This is a genomic window from Psychrobacter sp. UBA6739, from assembly GCF_002453835.1.
In the GTDB taxonomy this organism is placed as follows: domain Bacteria; phylum Pseudomonadota; class Gammaproteobacteria; order Pseudomonadales; family Moraxellaceae; genus Psychrobacter; species Psychrobacter immobilis_A.
In genome coordinates this window covers 53,898-71,316 of sequence record NZ_DKHR01000023.1, presented here as the reverse complement: position 1 = coordinate 71,316, position 17,419 = coordinate 53,898, and the positions used below count along the sequence as shown (strand labels likewise).

12 protein-coding genes are annotated in these 17,419 nt (G+C 43.8%); 4 read left to right on the top strand and 8 right to left on the bottom strand.

Going from position 1 to position 17,419, the window contains the following annotated elements:
- The first annotated feature begins 60 nt into the window (after positions 1–60).
- Positions 61–1,449: a serpin family protein gene (locus tag B2575_RS06025; RefSeq protein WP_238034021.1), complete on the top strand. Its 1,389-nt coding sequence runs from the start codon at positions 61–63 to the stop codon at positions 1,447–1,449.
- An 89-nt stretch (positions 1,450–1,538) separates the two neighbouring features.
- On the opposite strand, the gene B2575_RS06020 is transcribed toward B2575_RS06025, so the two are convergent.
- Together B2575_RS06020 and B2575_RS06015 are read right to left on the bottom strand one after the other, a co-directional pair.
- Positions 1,539–2,867, bottom strand: a complete 1,329-nt coding sequence (locus B2575_RS06020; protein WP_296240558.1) for a serine hydrolase domain-containing protein — start codon at positions 2,865–2,867, stop codon at positions 1,539–1,541.
- Positions 2,868–3,058: 191 nt separating this feature from the next.
- Positions 3,059–3,622: an NUDIX hydrolase gene (locus B2575_RS06015; protein ID WP_045453478.1), complete on the bottom strand. Its 564-nt coding sequence runs from the start codon at positions 3,620–3,622 to the stop codon at positions 3,059–3,061.
- 594 nt (positions 3,623–4,216) lie between these two features.
- Here B2575_RS06015 and B2575_RS06010 point away from each other — a divergent pair.
- Positions 4,217–4,951 (top strand): NUDIX hydrolase, encoded by a 735-nt coding sequence (locus tag B2575_RS06010; protein ID WP_055124790.1) that lies wholly within the window; start codon positions 4,217–4,219, stop codon positions 4,949–4,951.
- 82 nt (positions 4,952–5,033) lie between these two features.
- Here B2575_RS06010 and B2575_RS06005 read toward each other — a convergent pair whose 3' ends face one another.
- The 3 genes from B2575_RS06005 to nhaA form a co-directional block, all read right to left on the bottom strand.
- Complete coding sequence (locus B2575_RS06005) at positions 5,034–6,422, bottom strand: oxygenase MpaB family protein (RefSeq protein ID WP_296240556.1); 1,389 nt, start codon at positions 6,420–6,422, stop codon at positions 5,034–5,036.
- 77 nt (positions 6,423–6,499) lie between these two features.
- The gene (locus B2575_RS06000) at positions 6,500–7,084 is read right to left on the bottom strand and encodes a DUF2799 domain-containing protein (protein WP_238034024.1); all 585 of its coding nucleotides are present in this window, start codon (positions 7,082–7,084) and stop codon (positions 6,500–6,502) included.
- Between the two features lie 149 nt (positions 7,085–7,233).
- Positions 7,234–8,436, bottom strand: coding sequence for a Na+/H+ antiporter NhaA (gene nhaA, locus B2575_RS05995; RefSeq protein ID WP_045444001.1), 1,203 nt, complete (start codon positions 8,434–8,436; stop codon positions 7,234–7,236).
- Between the two features lie 497 nt (positions 8,437–8,933).
- On the opposite strand from nhaA, the gene B2575_RS05990 reads away from it, so the two are divergent.
- The gene (locus B2575_RS05990; protein WP_045453480.1) at positions 8,934–9,689 is read left to right on the top strand and encodes a TSUP family transporter; all 756 of its coding nucleotides are present in this window, start codon (positions 8,934–8,936) and stop codon (positions 9,687–9,689) included.
- A 110-nt stretch (positions 9,690–9,799) separates the two neighbouring features.
- Here B2575_RS05990 and B2575_RS05985 read toward each other — a convergent pair whose 3' ends face one another.
- The 3 genes from B2575_RS05985 to radC all read right to left on the bottom strand — a co-directional run bounded on the left by B2575_RS05985 (position 9,800) and on the right by radC (position 16,054).
- A complete protein-coding gene (locus B2575_RS05985; RefSeq protein WP_045444003.1) occupies positions 9,800–11,176 on the bottom strand; it encodes a dicarboxylate/amino acid:cation symporter in 1,377 nt (458 codons plus the stop codon).
- Positions 11,177–12,075: 899 nt separating this feature from the next.
- Positions 12,076–15,021 carry an acyl-CoA dehydrogenase gene (locus B2575_RS05980; RefSeq protein WP_296240555.1) on the bottom strand — a complete coding sequence of 982 codons (2,946 nt, stop codon included), beginning with the start codon at positions 15,019–15,021 and terminating at the stop codon, positions 12,076–12,078.
- Between the two features lie 349 nt (positions 15,022–15,370).
- Positions 15,371–16,054 (bottom strand): RadC family protein, encoded by a 684-nt coding sequence (gene radC, locus B2575_RS05975; protein WP_296240554.1) that lies wholly within the window; start codon positions 16,052–16,054, stop codon positions 15,371–15,373.
- Positions 16,055–16,181: 127 nt separating this feature from the next.
- Here radC and coaBC point away from each other — a divergent pair.
- Positions 16,182–17,419, top strand: a 1,238-nt coding sequence (gene coaBC, locus B2575_RS13590) for a bifunctional phosphopantothenoylcysteine decarboxylase/phosphopantothenate--cysteine ligase CoaBC (protein ID WP_296240562.1), incomplete at its 3' end; no start/stop codon positions are given.

Below are 17,419 nucleotides of genomic sequence, written 5' to 3'. Positions count from 1 at the left end.
TGTAGCTTTTCTTGTCAACTATGCCGTGGTCTTTTACAACCTTTGGTGGATGCAGAAATTATGGAAAAAATAAATAATAAAATGGGCTTTCGTAAAGCTATTAGCCGCGCAGCTGTGCCGTTATCTTCATTAACGATATCGATGCTATTGGCGCTATTTGTTGTAGGCTGTGATAGCTCAAGCTCAACTATAGAAGATGATGTTACTGTAGAAGAGGAGACAGTAGATTCACTGAATTATCTACAAAAGCAATTTACGCCAGCTGATGACTCAAAGGCTACAGTAGAAGGCATTCAAAGTTTAGCTACTGCAAATAATGACTTTGCCATTAAGATGTATCAACAGCTCAATCAAGATAAGCCTGTGGATAATCTCGTATTCTCTCCTTATAGTATCTCCTCAGCCATGATGCTCGGCTATATCGGTGCCAGTGGGCTCACTTATGATGAGATTAAGCAAGTCTTCAGCTATCCAGAAGTGGATAAGATGCTACCTAATGCAGCAAGGTTATACAATCAGCTAAACCGTCCTAGCGCAAACTATAGCTTGTCTAGTGTTAATGAGCTATGGATTCAAAAGGGATTAAGCCTTAACTCAAATTATTTAGATAATATAAGCCGATATCTAGCTGGCAATGTCGGATCACTTGATTTCGCTAATGATCCTGATTTGGCTATACAAACCATCAACCAGTCCATTGCTAAACAGACTAATAATCTTATACCAAGGATACTATCAAAAGACGATATCAGTAAATCAACGCGTACCGTCTTGACCAACGCGCTTTATTTTAAAGGCGCTTGGGCAAATGAGTTTTATGATGGATTTACTGAGCCCATGCCGTTTCGTACTTTTGAGCAGGCGAATAATGCTAATAGCGAATCGGTAGTAAATATGATGCATCAAAATGCATGGTTTGGTTATATCGAGGATGAGCAAGCACAGATCCTTGATATGCCATACGCTGGCGATGAAATAGCTATGATAGTGATACTACCCAAAGAGACAAGTAAAAAAGCATTTCAACAATTGATTGATTTGCTGTCAGCTAAAAAAATTACAGCGTGGCAAACACAGTTTTCTGATAAAGATATTGATCTATATTTGCCCAAGTTTAAAATGGATATAAAAAATGCCGCCATGGCTGATACACTTATAAGTATGGGGATGCCAAGCGCTTTTACAGATGGCGCTGACTTCTCAGAATTTAGTAAAGACTTTAAACTCCAGTTTAATAAGGTGATTCATCAAGCAGTAATAGAGGTAGATGAGATTGGAACAGAAGCCACAGCAGCGACAGTCATTGAGATGATTGCGGACGCTTCGGAGGAGGAAGAGCCGATAATTCCTATTGAATTCAAAGCGGATCATCCGTTTATTTATACTATTTATCATAAGCCGACCGGTACCATTTTATTTATGGGACAAATGGTGAAAACAACAGATTAAATTAATTTTATAACACTCAAAGCTATATTCATATTTAAAAGCTGCCACTTTAAAAATGGCAGCTTTTATTGTGCATTCACTATGATTAACTACTTTCTAATTAAGTAATTGGCGACTGCTTTATAGGCAGGTAAAGAAGTCGGGTCTATTTTGCCGTTACTGGCATCTGGGTATGACGCAAAACGCACAATGACCATATCGGCTGCTGGATCGACATAGACAGTTTGACCGTGGACGCCGCGTGCTGCATAGATGGGCGTGGGGTTATTAAATAACCACCACATGCTTGTGTAGCTGCCGTTAGTCAGCTGCTTATAATCGGCTTTCGCAAAAGCCTCTTTATCGCCACCCGCTTCGATATTATCAACGACCGCAGCTGGGAATAAGCGCTCACCATTAATCTCACCTTTATTGAGCATCAAGCTACCAATGCGTGCCATATCATGCAAACCTGCACTAAGACCGCCGCCAGCAAACGGCGTACCTTTAGCATCGACCGTCATATAGGCGCTTTGTTCAGCGCCGATTTTTTGCCAGATGCGTTCAGAGAGTAATGCATTCACCGCTTTACCAGTCGTACGCGAAATAATCCAACCTAGCGCGTCGCTATTAATGGTTCGATAGTTGAATGCTTCCCCATGTTCGCCGTTCTTCTTAACTGTTTGCAGGTACTCAAAGTAACCATTGGGTCCTTTATAGTCTTTCGGTTTTGGTAGTGGGCTTGCCGCTTCTGAATACTTCCAGATATCGGCATTAGGATCAGCATAGTCTTCGCTATAATCTAGCGCTGTGGTCATGTCCATGACTTGGCGTACGGTTGCATCACCAAAGCCACTGTTCTTGAGCTCTGGAATGATAGAGGACACCAAAGCTTTATCGTCAAGCTTACCTTCGGTCACGAGGATTTCTGCTAACAGCCCAGTCATTGATTTGGTCATCGACATCGCCGCATGATTGCCCAGCTCATTGAGGCAGCCGTTTTGGCGCTCGTATACCACCTTGCCATGATGCATGACCATAATGCCGTCAGTATAATTGGCATCCAGTGATTGCTTCCACGTCATTAGGCGCTTACTGTTAGTAGGCATAAAGGTGATGGCATCGATATTTTTATCTAACTCATAGCTGAGCTTGGAAGGCGCGCCGATACCGCGACTGACGTCAGTGGTAGGCATCAACTCACGGATATGACAGACCGTCCAACGCAGCTTGGGAAAACTAAAAAAATTAGAGGAAAGTTGAGTAATCAGTTTATCGGCAGGCGGCGGAAAACCTTGCATCCAGCCAAGCGTTTGTGGGTCGGATTGTTTGGCGGTTAACCGTGCATCTTCCGCATGGCTGGTGATACTTATACTGGTTAGAGTCATGGCGATGGTCAGCGGTAATAGAGGTAAAGAGCGTTGCAATAAAGTCAGCATAATATTCTCGCAAGTCGGCTTAAACGATTAACTTCAGACAATAAAAAACCATTGATAAGTGGCTATATTCAAAACTTAGCATAAGACTTATCAATGGTTTTTACCAACCACTTTTGTAAAGCAATTGATTTTTTTATAAGGTTATTTTTTATAACGTTATGTTTATAACTCTATTCTTTATATGCTTAGGGTTAGTAGCGCTTGATCGCTTGGTCTTTACCGATGATATCCTGATGAATAGGGAAATTTTCATGGTTATCGTATTGCTTGCGGTCAGCAAAGTAACTTTTTAGGGTACGACGTACCGCTTCAAAGGCAAGTTTGTCCCATGGAATATCTTCTTCAGTAAATAACGCACAATCAAGACTTTCAGAGCCGATGCCATAAGCACCGTCTTTTAGCTCAGTGATATAGATGCTATAGATTTGCCCGATATCAGGAATATCATATAAGCAATATAAATGCGGATTGATGACGACCGCTTCTGCTTCTTCAAAACTTTCACGAGCGGCCCCTTCTGCCATGGTTTCGCCATTTTCCATAAAGCCAGCTGGCAGTGTCCATAAGCCATACTGTGGCTCGATCGCGCGGCGACATAGCAGTACCCGATGCTTATGCACAACGAGTGAGCCACAAATCACTTTTGGATTTTCATAGTGAATATAGTGGCAATTGGGGCATACCAAGCGTGGGATATTATCCGTGGCTGGTATTTTGCGTTCCGCTTCATGACCGCATTGTAAACAATAGCGCATATCAACTGCCTTATTTAATGATAAATCTACATGATAAATAGAAATGAGAAAAAGGATTGTCGTTCTTTGAAAAATTATGATTCTTATTTTATAAAATAGTATGACTTTAGCTTATCAGATGTTATGTGATCATAGCTGTTAATCCTAAGATAACACAAATTCTCATCACACTGGCAGTGATAATAACAAGCACACAGGTTTGCGCAACTGCTTACGGCTACGGTTGCTATTAATGAATGCATCAGCAGGCAAAGCAGGACAGTCACATAAAGTATATGCAGTCACGATAAGATTGCGCTAGGCTAGACTCACGCTAACTATTGAATGATAGCTTTACCAACAACAAGAGTAATGGCTTCCGCGACTGGTGTTGCTCTAAGTAAGGGTAACCAGCAAAGCGCGCGCATCTATCAGAGTAGGGGATATTAAAAAATGCCACTTTACGTCGCCAAGCATAACGATGAATGAATGGAAACCAACATGTAGTAGATGCGATACGCGTAGCAATAACTCTGGCGCAAGCGTTGTACACATTGCGAGAGATAAGCTCCACCATCCGATGCTTAATTCTAATAAAAATATAGGGCAATAATCATGTTACTTCCCCCGCAGTCGCTACGTTTTGATGAGTTTTCAGTCGCTGTGCCGGACTTTATTCGTTATCCCACTATTAGAACGCTGGCGGAACGGGTGCAGCATGAGACCTTAAATGCCGTTACCAGTCCTGCGCTGTATGATGCGAGCACTTCTCGTAGCACTCGCATTCTAGATAGCTTGTATCAAACACCCATTGCCGATGCCTCGGTATTGGTTGCCATTACCCATGAACGCCATCCAAAGCTGCTACTGACACGCCGCGCTGCGCACATGAACAGCCATGCTGGCGAGGTCTCTTGCGTTGGTGGTAAACATGACGCAGGCGACGGTAATAATGTCGTCACCGCTTTGCGTGAAGCCTGTGAAGAGACGGCACTACCACCTAATAAAGTCCAGCTAATTGGTCAATTGCCCATTCAAACCTCTAAAAGTGGTATGAGTGTGCGTCCTATTGTGGCGCTGATTGCGCCAGATTTACTATTGGTACCTGAGCTTGGCGAAATCTCGCGCATTTTTTGGGCAGATTTTGAAACCTTGCTGACTCAGCCTACTGTCGAGTATGCGGTAGAATATGCAATGCAAGATAAGATCGCGACTATTCTCACGCCTAGCTGGCAAGTGGATGGTGAAACGGTTTGGGGTCTGACAGGACGAGTCATTGCCAGTCTGCTAGAAACAGGCTTTGATCGGCAGCTTGAGTGGTATTATCGTATCCAAAATACGCGTAATTAATCCGTAAGGCGGCTAACGGCTAACGGCTGACGTCTAAACGTTATTCGTTTTATTTTAGCTACTATGCTTTATTTATAATCTCTTACTTATAATATTCGTCATTTTTCTTTAGCCACCAGTTCATATTATCTTGGCGTTTGGCACGGAAAGCTTCTAATTTTTCAGCTATCGTTTGATTGTGTTGGCGTGCCGTATCGAGAGTAAAAAGAATCGGCACCGATGATAAGACACCAAAGCGGATTTTTGATTTTGGCAAATCCAGCCCATCGCCGATATCATCGCCGACCAAAGTACGGGTCACGCTAGCATTGACCATCTCAACGAAACGCCCCCGCCGATTGTCTTCGCCCATCAGCTGACGTGGCAAATCATGCAGAGCCTTTGCTAATGGTTGCCCCATTTTAAAATCAAGTTGCTGAATTGATAAATAGGTATAAAGCCATTCCCAACAGGCGGTTTCATCTTTTGGCAGGCGATCTAAGTCAACCCCCATCCAATAACTGGCAAGATTCCATAGATGCAGAATACCTGACGCTTCTTCAGTGCTGATGCGTGCGCCAAGCAGCCGTAACCCGCGCATAATCAACAATGAAAATTGCAAATGAGTAGCAATCATATCGGTTTGATTGATAGGAAGACCCCAATAATCAGTATTCCAGCTGCCATCTGGGTTGTGATGTTGGTCGGCATTTCGTATGACGCCTTTAGCAGCATTGCCTTTACCTTTGAGCAAGTTTTGCCGTACTAGGGTATGAATTTGCCGCACCTTGATTGATTGCCGCCAACCTTCTGAGCCAATCGCCAATACTTGATCGATAGACTGACGTTGATTACGCGCGCTTGTATTTGGCTTGTGTAATGGGGGATGTTCAGAGACGGCTAGGATATAAGCGTAAGTACGCATCAGGCGCGGTAGGGCATCGTGCATCAATGCGCCTGTCTGAATGAGCGGCAGGGAGAGGGCAGGAATGCTGTAGCCTGCCATCAGGGCGACATTACGTAATAGCCAAATCAGCATCAGCGGATAGCGTCGATAGGCAACCGCACCGATTTGGGCAAGCTTGGGATCGAACCAAGTGGGATGATGGCTAAATTGTTCAGCTAAGGCGTTAAATGCAGGGTTATTTGTGAGATTAGCATCGAATTTACTGCTACTGCTACTGCTACTGCTACTGCTACTGTCGCTGATAATAAGTTGCTGTAAAGGCTTTGCAAAACGAATGCCGTCAGCGGCCAATGTATCTGCCAGTGAATCGCCAATATCGTAGCCTGCGACTATTTCATTTAATAAATCTTGCGAGATAACGAAGTCTTTTGGCAATAAATAACGCTTGATGCGCTTTAATACTTGCAAGTCGCTATGGTCATCAATCGCGGTCGTCCGTCCGTGACGCTGATAAGGTTTTATTAAGGGTTGTTGGTGATTCAAAGTAGCAGCCGTCTGTTTATCAGTTATGTTGATTGAATCCATATTTATCAAATGCCTTCTTACCAAATGCCTTCTTACCAAATATTTTCCTATTAGATTATTTCACAAGGCCAATAGTATTAATAGCTATTTGACTGGTTTAGAGCTTCTAATTGTCTTTGCGTGGTGTTCATACGGTGCTTGGCTTTACGCAGCTCGTCGGCTAATGATAGTAGACGCGCGCGTGCTTCTTTTTCATTAGCAAAGTTTAACATCGCCCCACTTTCTAGCTTATCAAACTCTTCTTGGTAGGTTTCTATGAGGCGCTTGTCTTTGTCTAACTGACTGTCTAATGCATAATAGTCTAAGCCTTTTTGATTAGCAGTTTGCAGTGTGTTCGCCAAGGTTAAGGGGCAAACATTATTGAGCTGACGTCCGCGCCGACCGACATTGTAAGCATTACTGGTCGTGCAGTATTGCTTAAGACCCAGCTGGCGACCGCGCTCCCATGCCAGATAGTTGGGGGCAACACTGGCCTTGGCACAGGCTTTGGCATGTGATGCAAGGCGGTCTGATGGGTAACCTGCCACGCCATCATTGTAGCCAATAGCCTGCCAGTCACCAACGAGGCACTCCTGCTTAGAGAGCGTGGCACAGCTTGATAGTAAAACAATGCTACCAAGGAGCGCCAAGCTTAACGAAGGCCGCAGTACAAACTGTCGCATGATTCTCTCTTCTATGGCTATTGATGCAAGTGCTGATATGGCTAATGAAAAATACTTTTAATGAACCATGCTCGGCTGCCAAAGTACGTGAACTATAAAATCATAAGCCACCGATAAGCTAAATCGCCTTTAGGTGGCTTATCTTCTTATTAATGAGGGCGAGTCAGATCGACTGAGGTGCCGCTTACATTGTCTTTCAAGCTGACTTTGAGCATGAGGTAACCTGCGATACCAGAGACGATTGAGCCCATAATAATACCTAAGCGCTCATCAAATAAGGCTGTTTCACCAGCAAATGCCAGACCGCCAATGAACAGACTCATGGTAAAACCAACACCACAGAGTAAGGCTGCACCGTAAATCTGCTTATAGTTCATGCCTCTTGGCATGGTTGAGATACCAAGCTTAAAGATTAACCAGCACATGATCATCACACCCAGTTGCTTACCGATGAATAGACCGGCCGCAATACCAAGCGGTACTGAATGGAACAGCTCAGCGAAGCCTGCACCTTTGAGAGATATGCCTGAGTTAGCAAATGCGAATAATGGCAAGATACCGAAGGCAACGGTGTTATGTAAATCGTGCTCTAGCTCTTCTAGTGGTGAGTGCTCAGGATCAGTACGGTCAAACATAGGAATAAATAGTGCTAAGACCACGCCAGCCAAGGTGGCATGGATGCCGGACTTGAGTACCGCAATCCACATGATCACACCGATCAGCAGATAAGGCGTGATGCTGGTGACGTTGCGACGATTAAGAAGGTATAAGAAAGGTAGACATAGACCTGCCACTGCCAATGACTCTAATGACAAATCACTGGTATAAAATAAAGCGATGATTAAAATGGCGCCAATATCATCAAAAATAGCAATCGATACTAAAAATACTTTTAAAGAGTTGGGGACGCGGTTGCCTAATAAGCTCAAAATACCTAGGGCAAAAGCAATATCAGTCGCGGCTGGAATCGCCCATCCTTTCCAAAACTCAGGCTCGTTATAGTTAAAAAGTAGATAGACAATCGCTGGCATAATCATGCCACCGAGCGCCGCACCAGCTGGCAAGATGATTTGCTTAACATTAGACAGCTCACCGATCAACACTTCACGCTTTAGCTCAAGTCCCACTAAAAAAAAGAAAATCGCCATTAAACCGTCATTGATCCAGTGATGAGCGTCTTTAGCGATAGCGAACTCACCGATTTGAATGGCAACGGGTGCGTGAATAAAGCCCTCATACCACACATTAAGAGGGGAGTTGGCAATAATCATTGCAGCAATGGCAGCCAATGCTAGGACGATACCGCCCGCTGCCTCAAATTCAAAAAATGCTTTAATCCTGCGTATTGCCATATCATCCTCATTTGCTAAACACGAATTACAAATTAATCCAATAACCTCAAATATCTATGACACGACTCATAAAGACATGATAGACAGCAACAGTTTCTCATACTCTTATTGATATAGACAACAAAATACGTCAACCAAAAGTTATAAGTGCCGCCTGTCACATTAATAATAGCGATATTATAAAGTCGATAGAGCAGACAAAAGCCTTATAAGTCGTTACATACTTTTAATCAATCGCTGCTTATTTTAGATACTTATTAAGCCGTTAGACAAATCTAGCAGACTTTTTTACGTTTTTGGCTTTTTTTAGCGTTTTATCTTTATAATGATTGGCATTTTGTGATGTTCTGTCACAGCTTTAATACATATCAGCAGTACTATCAGCTAATGAATAGCAAAGTTGATAGCAACATTGCTACTAATATTTTATTTCCTGTTCTTAAAGCCAGTTTTTAGGACTTCCTCATTTTCCATCATAAAATTTACAGGTCAGCGTCATGGACTTATCGCTTTCGTTAGAGGTTATATTAATGCTTACCGCTGTGGCAGCGTTGGCAGGCTTTATTGATGCTATCGCTGGTGGTGGCGGTTTATTGACCATCCCCGCCATGTTACTCGCCAATATCCCACCAGTGCTAACGCTCGGTACCAATAAGCTACAAGCCGCTTCAGGTGCGCTAGCAGCCTCTATTACGATGATTAGAAAAGGGGTGGTCAAACCGCAACGTATCAAAGTAGCTATTGTTGGCGCTTTTATCGGTTCTGTTCTTGGCACTATCGCTGTACAGATGTCGCCGCCAGATCTGCTTGAGACACTGATTCCGTTTTTGATTGCGGCTATCGGGATTTATACCTTGTTTGCGCCTCGACTTGGCGAAGTAGAAGCTGCGCCGCGTATCTCAGAAGGCAAATGGCAAAAAGTGGTTGCACCATTAATTGGTTTTTATGATGGTTATATTGGACCAGGCACAGGGATGTTTTTTGCGCTCGGCAACGTGGCGTTGCGCGGTCGGCAAATTATCGAAGCAACAGGTGCAGCAAAGGTATTGAATCTATCGACCAATATTGGCTCGTTAATATTCTTTATTTTGGGCGGTAATGTCTTGTGGAAAGTAGGGCTTGCCATGATGGTGGGACAAACGATAGGCGCGTATTTTGGCTCTCATATGGTGGTCAAGGGCGGTAGTAAGCTGATTCGTCCGATGATTGTAGTGGTATGCTTGGCGATGGTAACCAAATACGTTTTTGGTTGATTGTTGTTCATCAAGTAAATGTATTTAGCAAAGAAAAAAACCTCAGCCAATATGACTGAGGTTTTTTATGTATCGTGAATAAATTATCAAAATCTATTCAATGCGAGTGCCTAGCGGCGACGATCGATATCATCGTACTCACTGCCCATGATCCCATCACTAAAGACTTCAGAGAATTCACGCTCATTGTCTTCATCAATGTGACCATCAAACACGTCTTTTGCGCCAGCGTTAGGATCGTTATAAATAGCCAAATCCATTTTGCCTTCTGATTTTGCCACAATAGCCGTCACAGCAGCATCGCCACCGACGTTCACTGCGGTACGTAACATATCAAGGATACGATCCACACCTAAGATAAGACCGATGCCTTCGATAGGTAGACCGACTTGGGCAAATACCATTGATAGCATAATCAGACCAACACCCGGTACACCAGCGGTACCGACGGAAGCCAAAACGGACATTAGAATGACAGTTAGATACTCAGTCACGCCCAAGTCAATACCATAAATATTGGCAATGAAAATGGTCGCCGTGCCCTGCATGATGGCGGTACCATCCATGTTGATGGTCGCACCAAATGGAACAGTAAATGAAGCAACTGAGTTATTGACACCCATGCGCTTGGTTACCGTACGCAAGGTAATAGGAATCGTCGCGTTCGAGCTTGACGTACTAAAAGCAAAAATCTGAACTTCGCGCATTTTTGCCAAAAAGGTTTTGATGGATAAGCCTGAAGAGACTTTGAGTACAATCATCATAGTGACAAAGAAATGGAATGCCAATGAGCCGACCAATACCGCCACATAACCGAGCAGTGACCAAATCAAGTCTAAACCCAGCTCTGCCATTGCTTTGGTCAATAGCGCAAATACACCATAAGGCGCAAGATTCATAATGATGGTCACCATTTTTAAGATGACTTCATTGATTAATTCTAAGCTCTGCACTAAGCCTTTGGCAGGTTTACCCACCATCAAGATACTAACACCGATCAAAATAGCAAAGAAAATAATCGATAACATATCACCATTTGCCATCGCGCTGATGGGGTTTGATGGGATAATATTAGAGAACACATCTAGCAGTGGTGGTGCTGAAGCTGCTTCAAATGCCGCTTCGGTTTCGATATTCATGCCTTTACCGATACCAAATAGCACGCCAAGCCCAATCGCTGTTGCGATAGCCAGAGCTGTTGTCATCATATAAATAAGAAATGTCTTGGTGCCGATGCGACCAAGCAAACGAATATCCCCAATACCGCAAACACCGCAAATCAGTGAGATCAGCACCAAAGGCACGACTAGCATTTTGAGCGAGTTGACAAATAGCTTGCCGACAATGGCGAGGAAGCCATTGGTAATGTACGTATGAATGAAACCGCCTTCAGCGTTCAGTCCTGAATAGTTTATAAACAATCCCAGTATGATACCGAGTACCATAGCGACAATAATCTTGCCGGTCAGTCCCATATTTTTCCACATAACTTATATCCTTTGTGTACGTGCCCCAGTAGCGAATAGATAGGCTGCTCACATCAATGTGATTGTTGCCATTATTATCACCGCTCTTGCTACGTCTATTAAATTCTTTCAACTTCCACTTAGTGTCACGTTTTCGGGGCACAATATAAAATAATTGTTAAGGATACTGCAACGTTTTTTTATGACTAAGGTAATATAAATCAATAGTTAAGTTATCTGCGCCGAATTTTTCGCGAGTAAAGTAGGTAAATGACAAGGCATATTGACCAATATTAAGGCGTGTTGAACATTCAAAAATAGATACGGCTGATCGCCAAAACTGTTCTAGACAAAGCATAAAATGACGGTAATGCTCATGCCTTAATTAGTTTTATAACATATTTTTTATATGGAGCTGGGAGAATTTAGTATTATTTCCAATATTAATAGAGGGAGACAGGGCTGTTTTTTGCCATTTCATTGTTAAAAGTAGACGCTTAGAATGACTAAACTGACTATTTTTAATGTTGAGCTGCCTAAAAAACAGTCTCTGTCAGTGCCATGGTTGAATCATCAAACACGCCTTAATGGTTAAAAATGGAGATTCATAACTAAAAAAAGACTGCTCAAATGGGGCAGTCTTTTCTAAGTGAATGGTCAGAATGTATCGTGCAAGGCTTCTATAGTCATTCCACTATAAAAGTATTACTGCGTTAACCTCGCTTGAAGTATTAAATATACATCTACACTCGGTTGCCTTGTACTACTTTTAAATTGAATCGACTATAGCAGCCTTAACATCTATTATTTTTTAAATATTTTAAGCCTGATTCTTTTGTGTCTTGTTATTTCAAAGCTTGTTATTTAAAAGCCTATTGTTTCAAAGCTTGTCATTTTAAGAATTATCAAAGCTTTTTATTTTAGACTTTGTCACTTTCATCACGGCGTAGACCATCCTGCCATTTAGAATCAGTAGCGGCAGGTTTGTCTATATCATTCTTCACATTTTCTGCATCTTCAGATATTTCAGAACGCTCTAGGTCGTCAGCATTATGTTGATTCAGACGATGGTTGTTACTCATGCGTTCACTTAAGTGTGACTCTGCGTCACGGTGGCGATGATCTAGTGCTTCCACCTCAGGCTCAGACTCATCAAAATCGGTCTGTGCACGTACCTCCTCAATGGTATCTTGCTCTTTAACCATTTCTACATCACCGTCACTCTCATAACCATGATTGGGGTTGGCATCGCCAGTTGGTTTGTCTGTATTGACGGGCGTACCCAAATCATTAGAGTCGACATCATTTTCAGCTGTCATGTTTGTCGCAATGCCGTTTCTAGCTTGCGCGTCATTTTTTAATTGTGCATAGTCCGTCAGTTGCTGTACAGCATTATCAAGGCTGTGTGGATTGGTGCGCTCTTGAGCGTGAAATAAATGTTTATCGAACACGTCAGTCAATAATGAGTCAAAGCGTATGGCGTTGTACTGAATAAGCACTTCAGCTTCTTCTTCGGTAATATCGCCGTTTTGGCTGGCATATACCACATGATCTTCAAAAGTAAGCCCTTCAAAACTGTCTTTGTGTTCAGCCTTTTTAAACCTCTGCCATAATGGCTCGATGCTCAGTAGCGTTTGATAAGCGTGTTCCATACGTCCAGTGACATCATCGGCTTCAGTATTATAATAGACCATGGTTTTGAGGTAATCACGGAACGGGTTGGCTTCAAAGTCATCCATAAAAGCATCGCCCAGCTTGCGTTTGAGCTCATCGCTTGGCGGCGTAAAGATAGAGCCGCTGGGGAAAGTCACAAAACTGACCAAACTGGCCGCCATACGATTAGGGAAGTTTGCAAAAAAGGCTTCAAAAGCTTCTTGAATGGTATATAAGCTATTTTGTAAGGCAACCTCAGCATGCAAGCGTTCGGACGTTGATTTAGTACCATGCTCATAAAACTGCAAAATAGCAGTGCTAATGAATAAATGGCTATGAATATCAGCTAAGCGTCCAGACAGCATCTCTTTACGTTTTAAGTCACCAGCGAGCAACCCTAACGCCATATCAGCCGTTAAGGCAAAGCTTGCGCTCAGGCGGTTGATGTGTTTGTAGTATGGACGAGTAAAGCTGTCTGCGAAGCTTGGTGCATGATTACTGCCACCGACATAACCTGCGACAAATGCCTTTGCGCCGCGATTAAAGGTATAACCCAAATGTTTAAAAAACAGTGTGTCGAACTGTTTGAGTGCGCCTTCTTTATCTTCGCTTTGCAGCAATTGCAGCTCATCAAAGAGATAAGGATGGCAACGCATCGCGCCTTGACCAAATATCATGAGCGAGCGCGTCAAGATATTTGCGCCTTCAACCGTGATAGATACTGGAATGGCTTGATAAGGCGTCGCCAAAAAGTTACGTGGACCCATCTGTACCGCGCGACCACCAACCACATCCATACCGTCGTTAACCACACTGCGCATGGTTTCAGTCGCATAATATTTTGCCATTGCCGTCATCACTGATGGTGTGCCGCCTTGGTTCAGACCGCAGGTGACGAGGTGACGAAATGCCTCTAGCATATAAGTGTTACTGGCCATGCGGCTGGTGGCGTCTTGGACGCCTTCAAACTTGCCAACAGAGATTTTAAACTGTTCGCGTACTTTGGCAAAAGCACCGACAGACAGATACGTCATTTCACTGGCTGAGGTTGATAAAGCTGGTAAAGAGATGCCGCGACCAACGCCCAAGCACTCCATCAGCATACGCCAACCGCGACCCGCATTTTCGACGCCACCGATGATGTAATCTAGTGGAATAAAGACGTCTTTACCATCGACTGTACCATTCATAAATGGCGAGCCAATTGGATTATGGCGTGGTCCTATGATGACACCTTCATGGCTGGCAGGCACAAGCGCACAAGTGATACCGTAATCGGTCTTATCAGGATTGCCAAGCAAACCTTCAGGATCGTGCATCTTGAATGCTAACCCCACGACCGTGGCGATAGGTGCGAGGGTAATCCAGCGCTTAGAAAAGTTCATACGCAAACCGAGCACTTGCTCTCCCTCATGCCCACCATAACAAACCACCCCTGTATCTGGAATCGCACCAGCATCGGAGCCAGCTTCTGGGCCCGTCAAACCAAAGCAAGGCACCTCGTCACCTTTGGCAAGACCGGGTAGCCAACGCTGTTTTTGTTCGTCCGTACCATAATGCATCAACAGCTCACCAGGGCCGAGCGAGTTTGGCACCATACAGGTAACCGCAGCGGTTGGCGAGCGTGAAGCGATTTTACTCATGATACGGCTTTGTGCATAAGAGCTAAAATCTAAACCGCCAAACTCTTTTGGAATGATTAAGCCTAAAAATCCATTGGCTTTGATAAATTGCCACGCTTCAGGCGACAGCTCTTTGTCTTCATGCTGAATTTTCCATTCATCAAGCATGGCGCATAGTACTTCTACTTCATTATCAATAAAGCTTTGCTCTTCTGCCGACAGCTCTGGATAGGGATATTGAGCAAAAGTATCCCAGTCGGGATTGCCCATAAACAGCTCTTTTTCCCACCAGCTGGTACCCGCATCCAGTGCTTCGCGCTCGGTATCGCTCATGCTCGGCATTGCCCCGCCCAAAGTCTTGTAAACAGGTCTGGTAATCAGTGACTGACGAATAGGAGCGACGAGCAAAACGATGCAAAGTAAAGCGATTGGTATGCCCAAAATAAGCGACCAAGGACTGATAAAGGCGGTGACAAGGACGGTAACTAGGGCAACGATACTGCCTGTGACTCGTGATAGGGACAATAAAAAGATGGCCAAAACCATGGCTAATTGAATAATGATTGCCAAAATAAATAAGCCAATTGCCATGACTGTCTCCTTTTATAACGCTAAACCAAAAGCGCGAAAAATGTATGTGTATTAAAGTATTTGAATAAATCTTGTTGTTATTTTTGCTGATGTTTAAGGGTCTGGTGACCAAATTAAACCAATGAGCCGTTATGGATTTTGTAGCATATTTTATGATTAATTTTAATTTGTTGAGCATTTTACAAAAGTGGCTTTGATAACTACCTAACCAGTGACAGACAAATAAAAGACAAATTTAGCCATCAATATGAAACAGTTGCCGATAACTATCAATAGCTAAAATGCTACGCTGTGTCGATTATATGTATCAAGATTTTCTCATATAGGCAAAAATAACAGTCGTAATCAGTTATCCAAAGGGCGCTAAGCAGCTTTCGGCATAAGATAATGTCTCATTGCGTCCAACAATGATATGGTCTACCAAGGATAAATCGATTAAATCGCAGGCTTTCTTTAGCTCGTAAGTTAATAAGTTGTCTGCCGTTGAAGGGGTCGCATCGGTATGCGGATGATTGTGTGCGACGATGAGTTGGCTGGCGGCGTGACTCAAGGCATGACGTAGAACGTGTTTGATACAGACGGAGCAAGAGGAGATGCCGCCAGTAAATAGTATCTCAAAATTAATGAGATTTAACGCATTGTCTAAGCAAAGTACCGCAAAGACTTCGCGATGCTCCCCGCGCAGCTGAGTGCTGATATAGTCTTTGACCATTTGCGAGCGCCCAAGTGCGTGACCAGTTTTAAGCTGACTGTCCAAATAACGCGTGCCCATCTCAAGTGAGGCCAATATCTGCGCGTATTTGGCAGGACCAATACCATGACAAGCCAGTACATCCTCTTGCGGCGCCGCCAATAATTCTGCCAAGCTACCAAATTGCTCGATCAAATGACGCGCCAATTCGATAGCTGACTGTGACTGCGTGCCTGTACGCAGAAATATCGCTAATATCTCGGCATCAGATAAATGAGCTGCCCCAAATTTTAGTAGTTTTTCACGTGGTCTATCATCTTCATGCCAGTCTTTAATCGCCATTGTCACTCCTTGAGAATGGATTGCTGTCAGATATATTGAGTAAATACGGAAATTCTTACCCAACTTATCTCATAATTGTTACTATAAGCGCAATTTTATCTTTCAACTTTTTATTGATGCCATGCTTATGTCCAATATTGTGCTTGCTATCACTGGCGGTATCGCCGCTTATAAATCTGCTATCTTTGCCCGCCTATTAATCAAGGCAGGCTTTGAGGTGCGTGTCATTATGACCACAGGGGCACAAGCTTTTATTACGCCACTGACCCTGCAAGCTTTGACTGGCAATGAGGTGCATATCTCATTACTCGATGAAAAAGCAGAAGCCGGGATGGGGCATATCGAATTGGCGAAATGGGCAGATTTAATCATCATTGCGCCAGCCTCTGCAAATACGCTTGCGCGTCTCGCGATGGGCATGGCTGATGATTTATTGACAACCGTATGCCTTGCAACGGCGGCACCAGTCATCATTGCGCCAGCCATGAATCAGCAGATGTGGGCGCACCCTGCGGTCAATCTCAATGTCCAAACCCTGCGCGATATGAATTATCAGATTATTCAACCTGCTAGCGGTGAGCAAGCCTGCGGTGATCTGGGAGCAGGGCGTTTGCCTGAACCTGATCAGCTATTGGCAGAAGTATTATTATTTAACGCCATGCAAACCACGCCGCAATTATTGGCCGGTAAACGAGTGGTGATTACTGCAGGACCGACGGTAGAAGCTATCGATCCGGTGCGTTACTTGTCCAATCACTCTACTGGCAAGATGGGATTTGCATTAGCACGTGCTTGCGTGGCTGCTGGTGCAGACGTTATTTTGATTGCGGGTGGCAAAGTGGCACTGCCGACACCGCTGAATGTCACGCGCATTGATGTATTGTCGGCTAAAGAGATGCTGATAGCAGCCCAGCAGTGCGTGGATGGTACGCACAGTGCGCTACGGTATGTGCCTGAAGATGAGCACGACCATTCTCACGATCACGACCATAGCCATCAACATGAACATCATGGCGAGTGTGATTGTGGCGATGATCATAGCCACAGTCATAACCACAGCCATGATATTGATGATGAGGAGCATGCTCATAGCGAGAATCAAAATGTAATGGCGGATATCTTTATTGCCACGGCGGCTGTCGCTGATTATCGTACTGAAGAAGCTGCCCCGCAAAAAATTAAAAAAACCCAAGATGCTATGACGCTGAGTTTGGTCAAAAATCCTGATATCTTAGCGACGATTTCGCTTGCGCATCCAGCGCTGTTTGTCGTTGGTTTTGCGGCAGAAACGCAAGATATCGAGCGCTATGCTCGTGGCAAACTGGTGTCTAAAGATTTAGATTTGATCGCTTGTAATGATGTTTC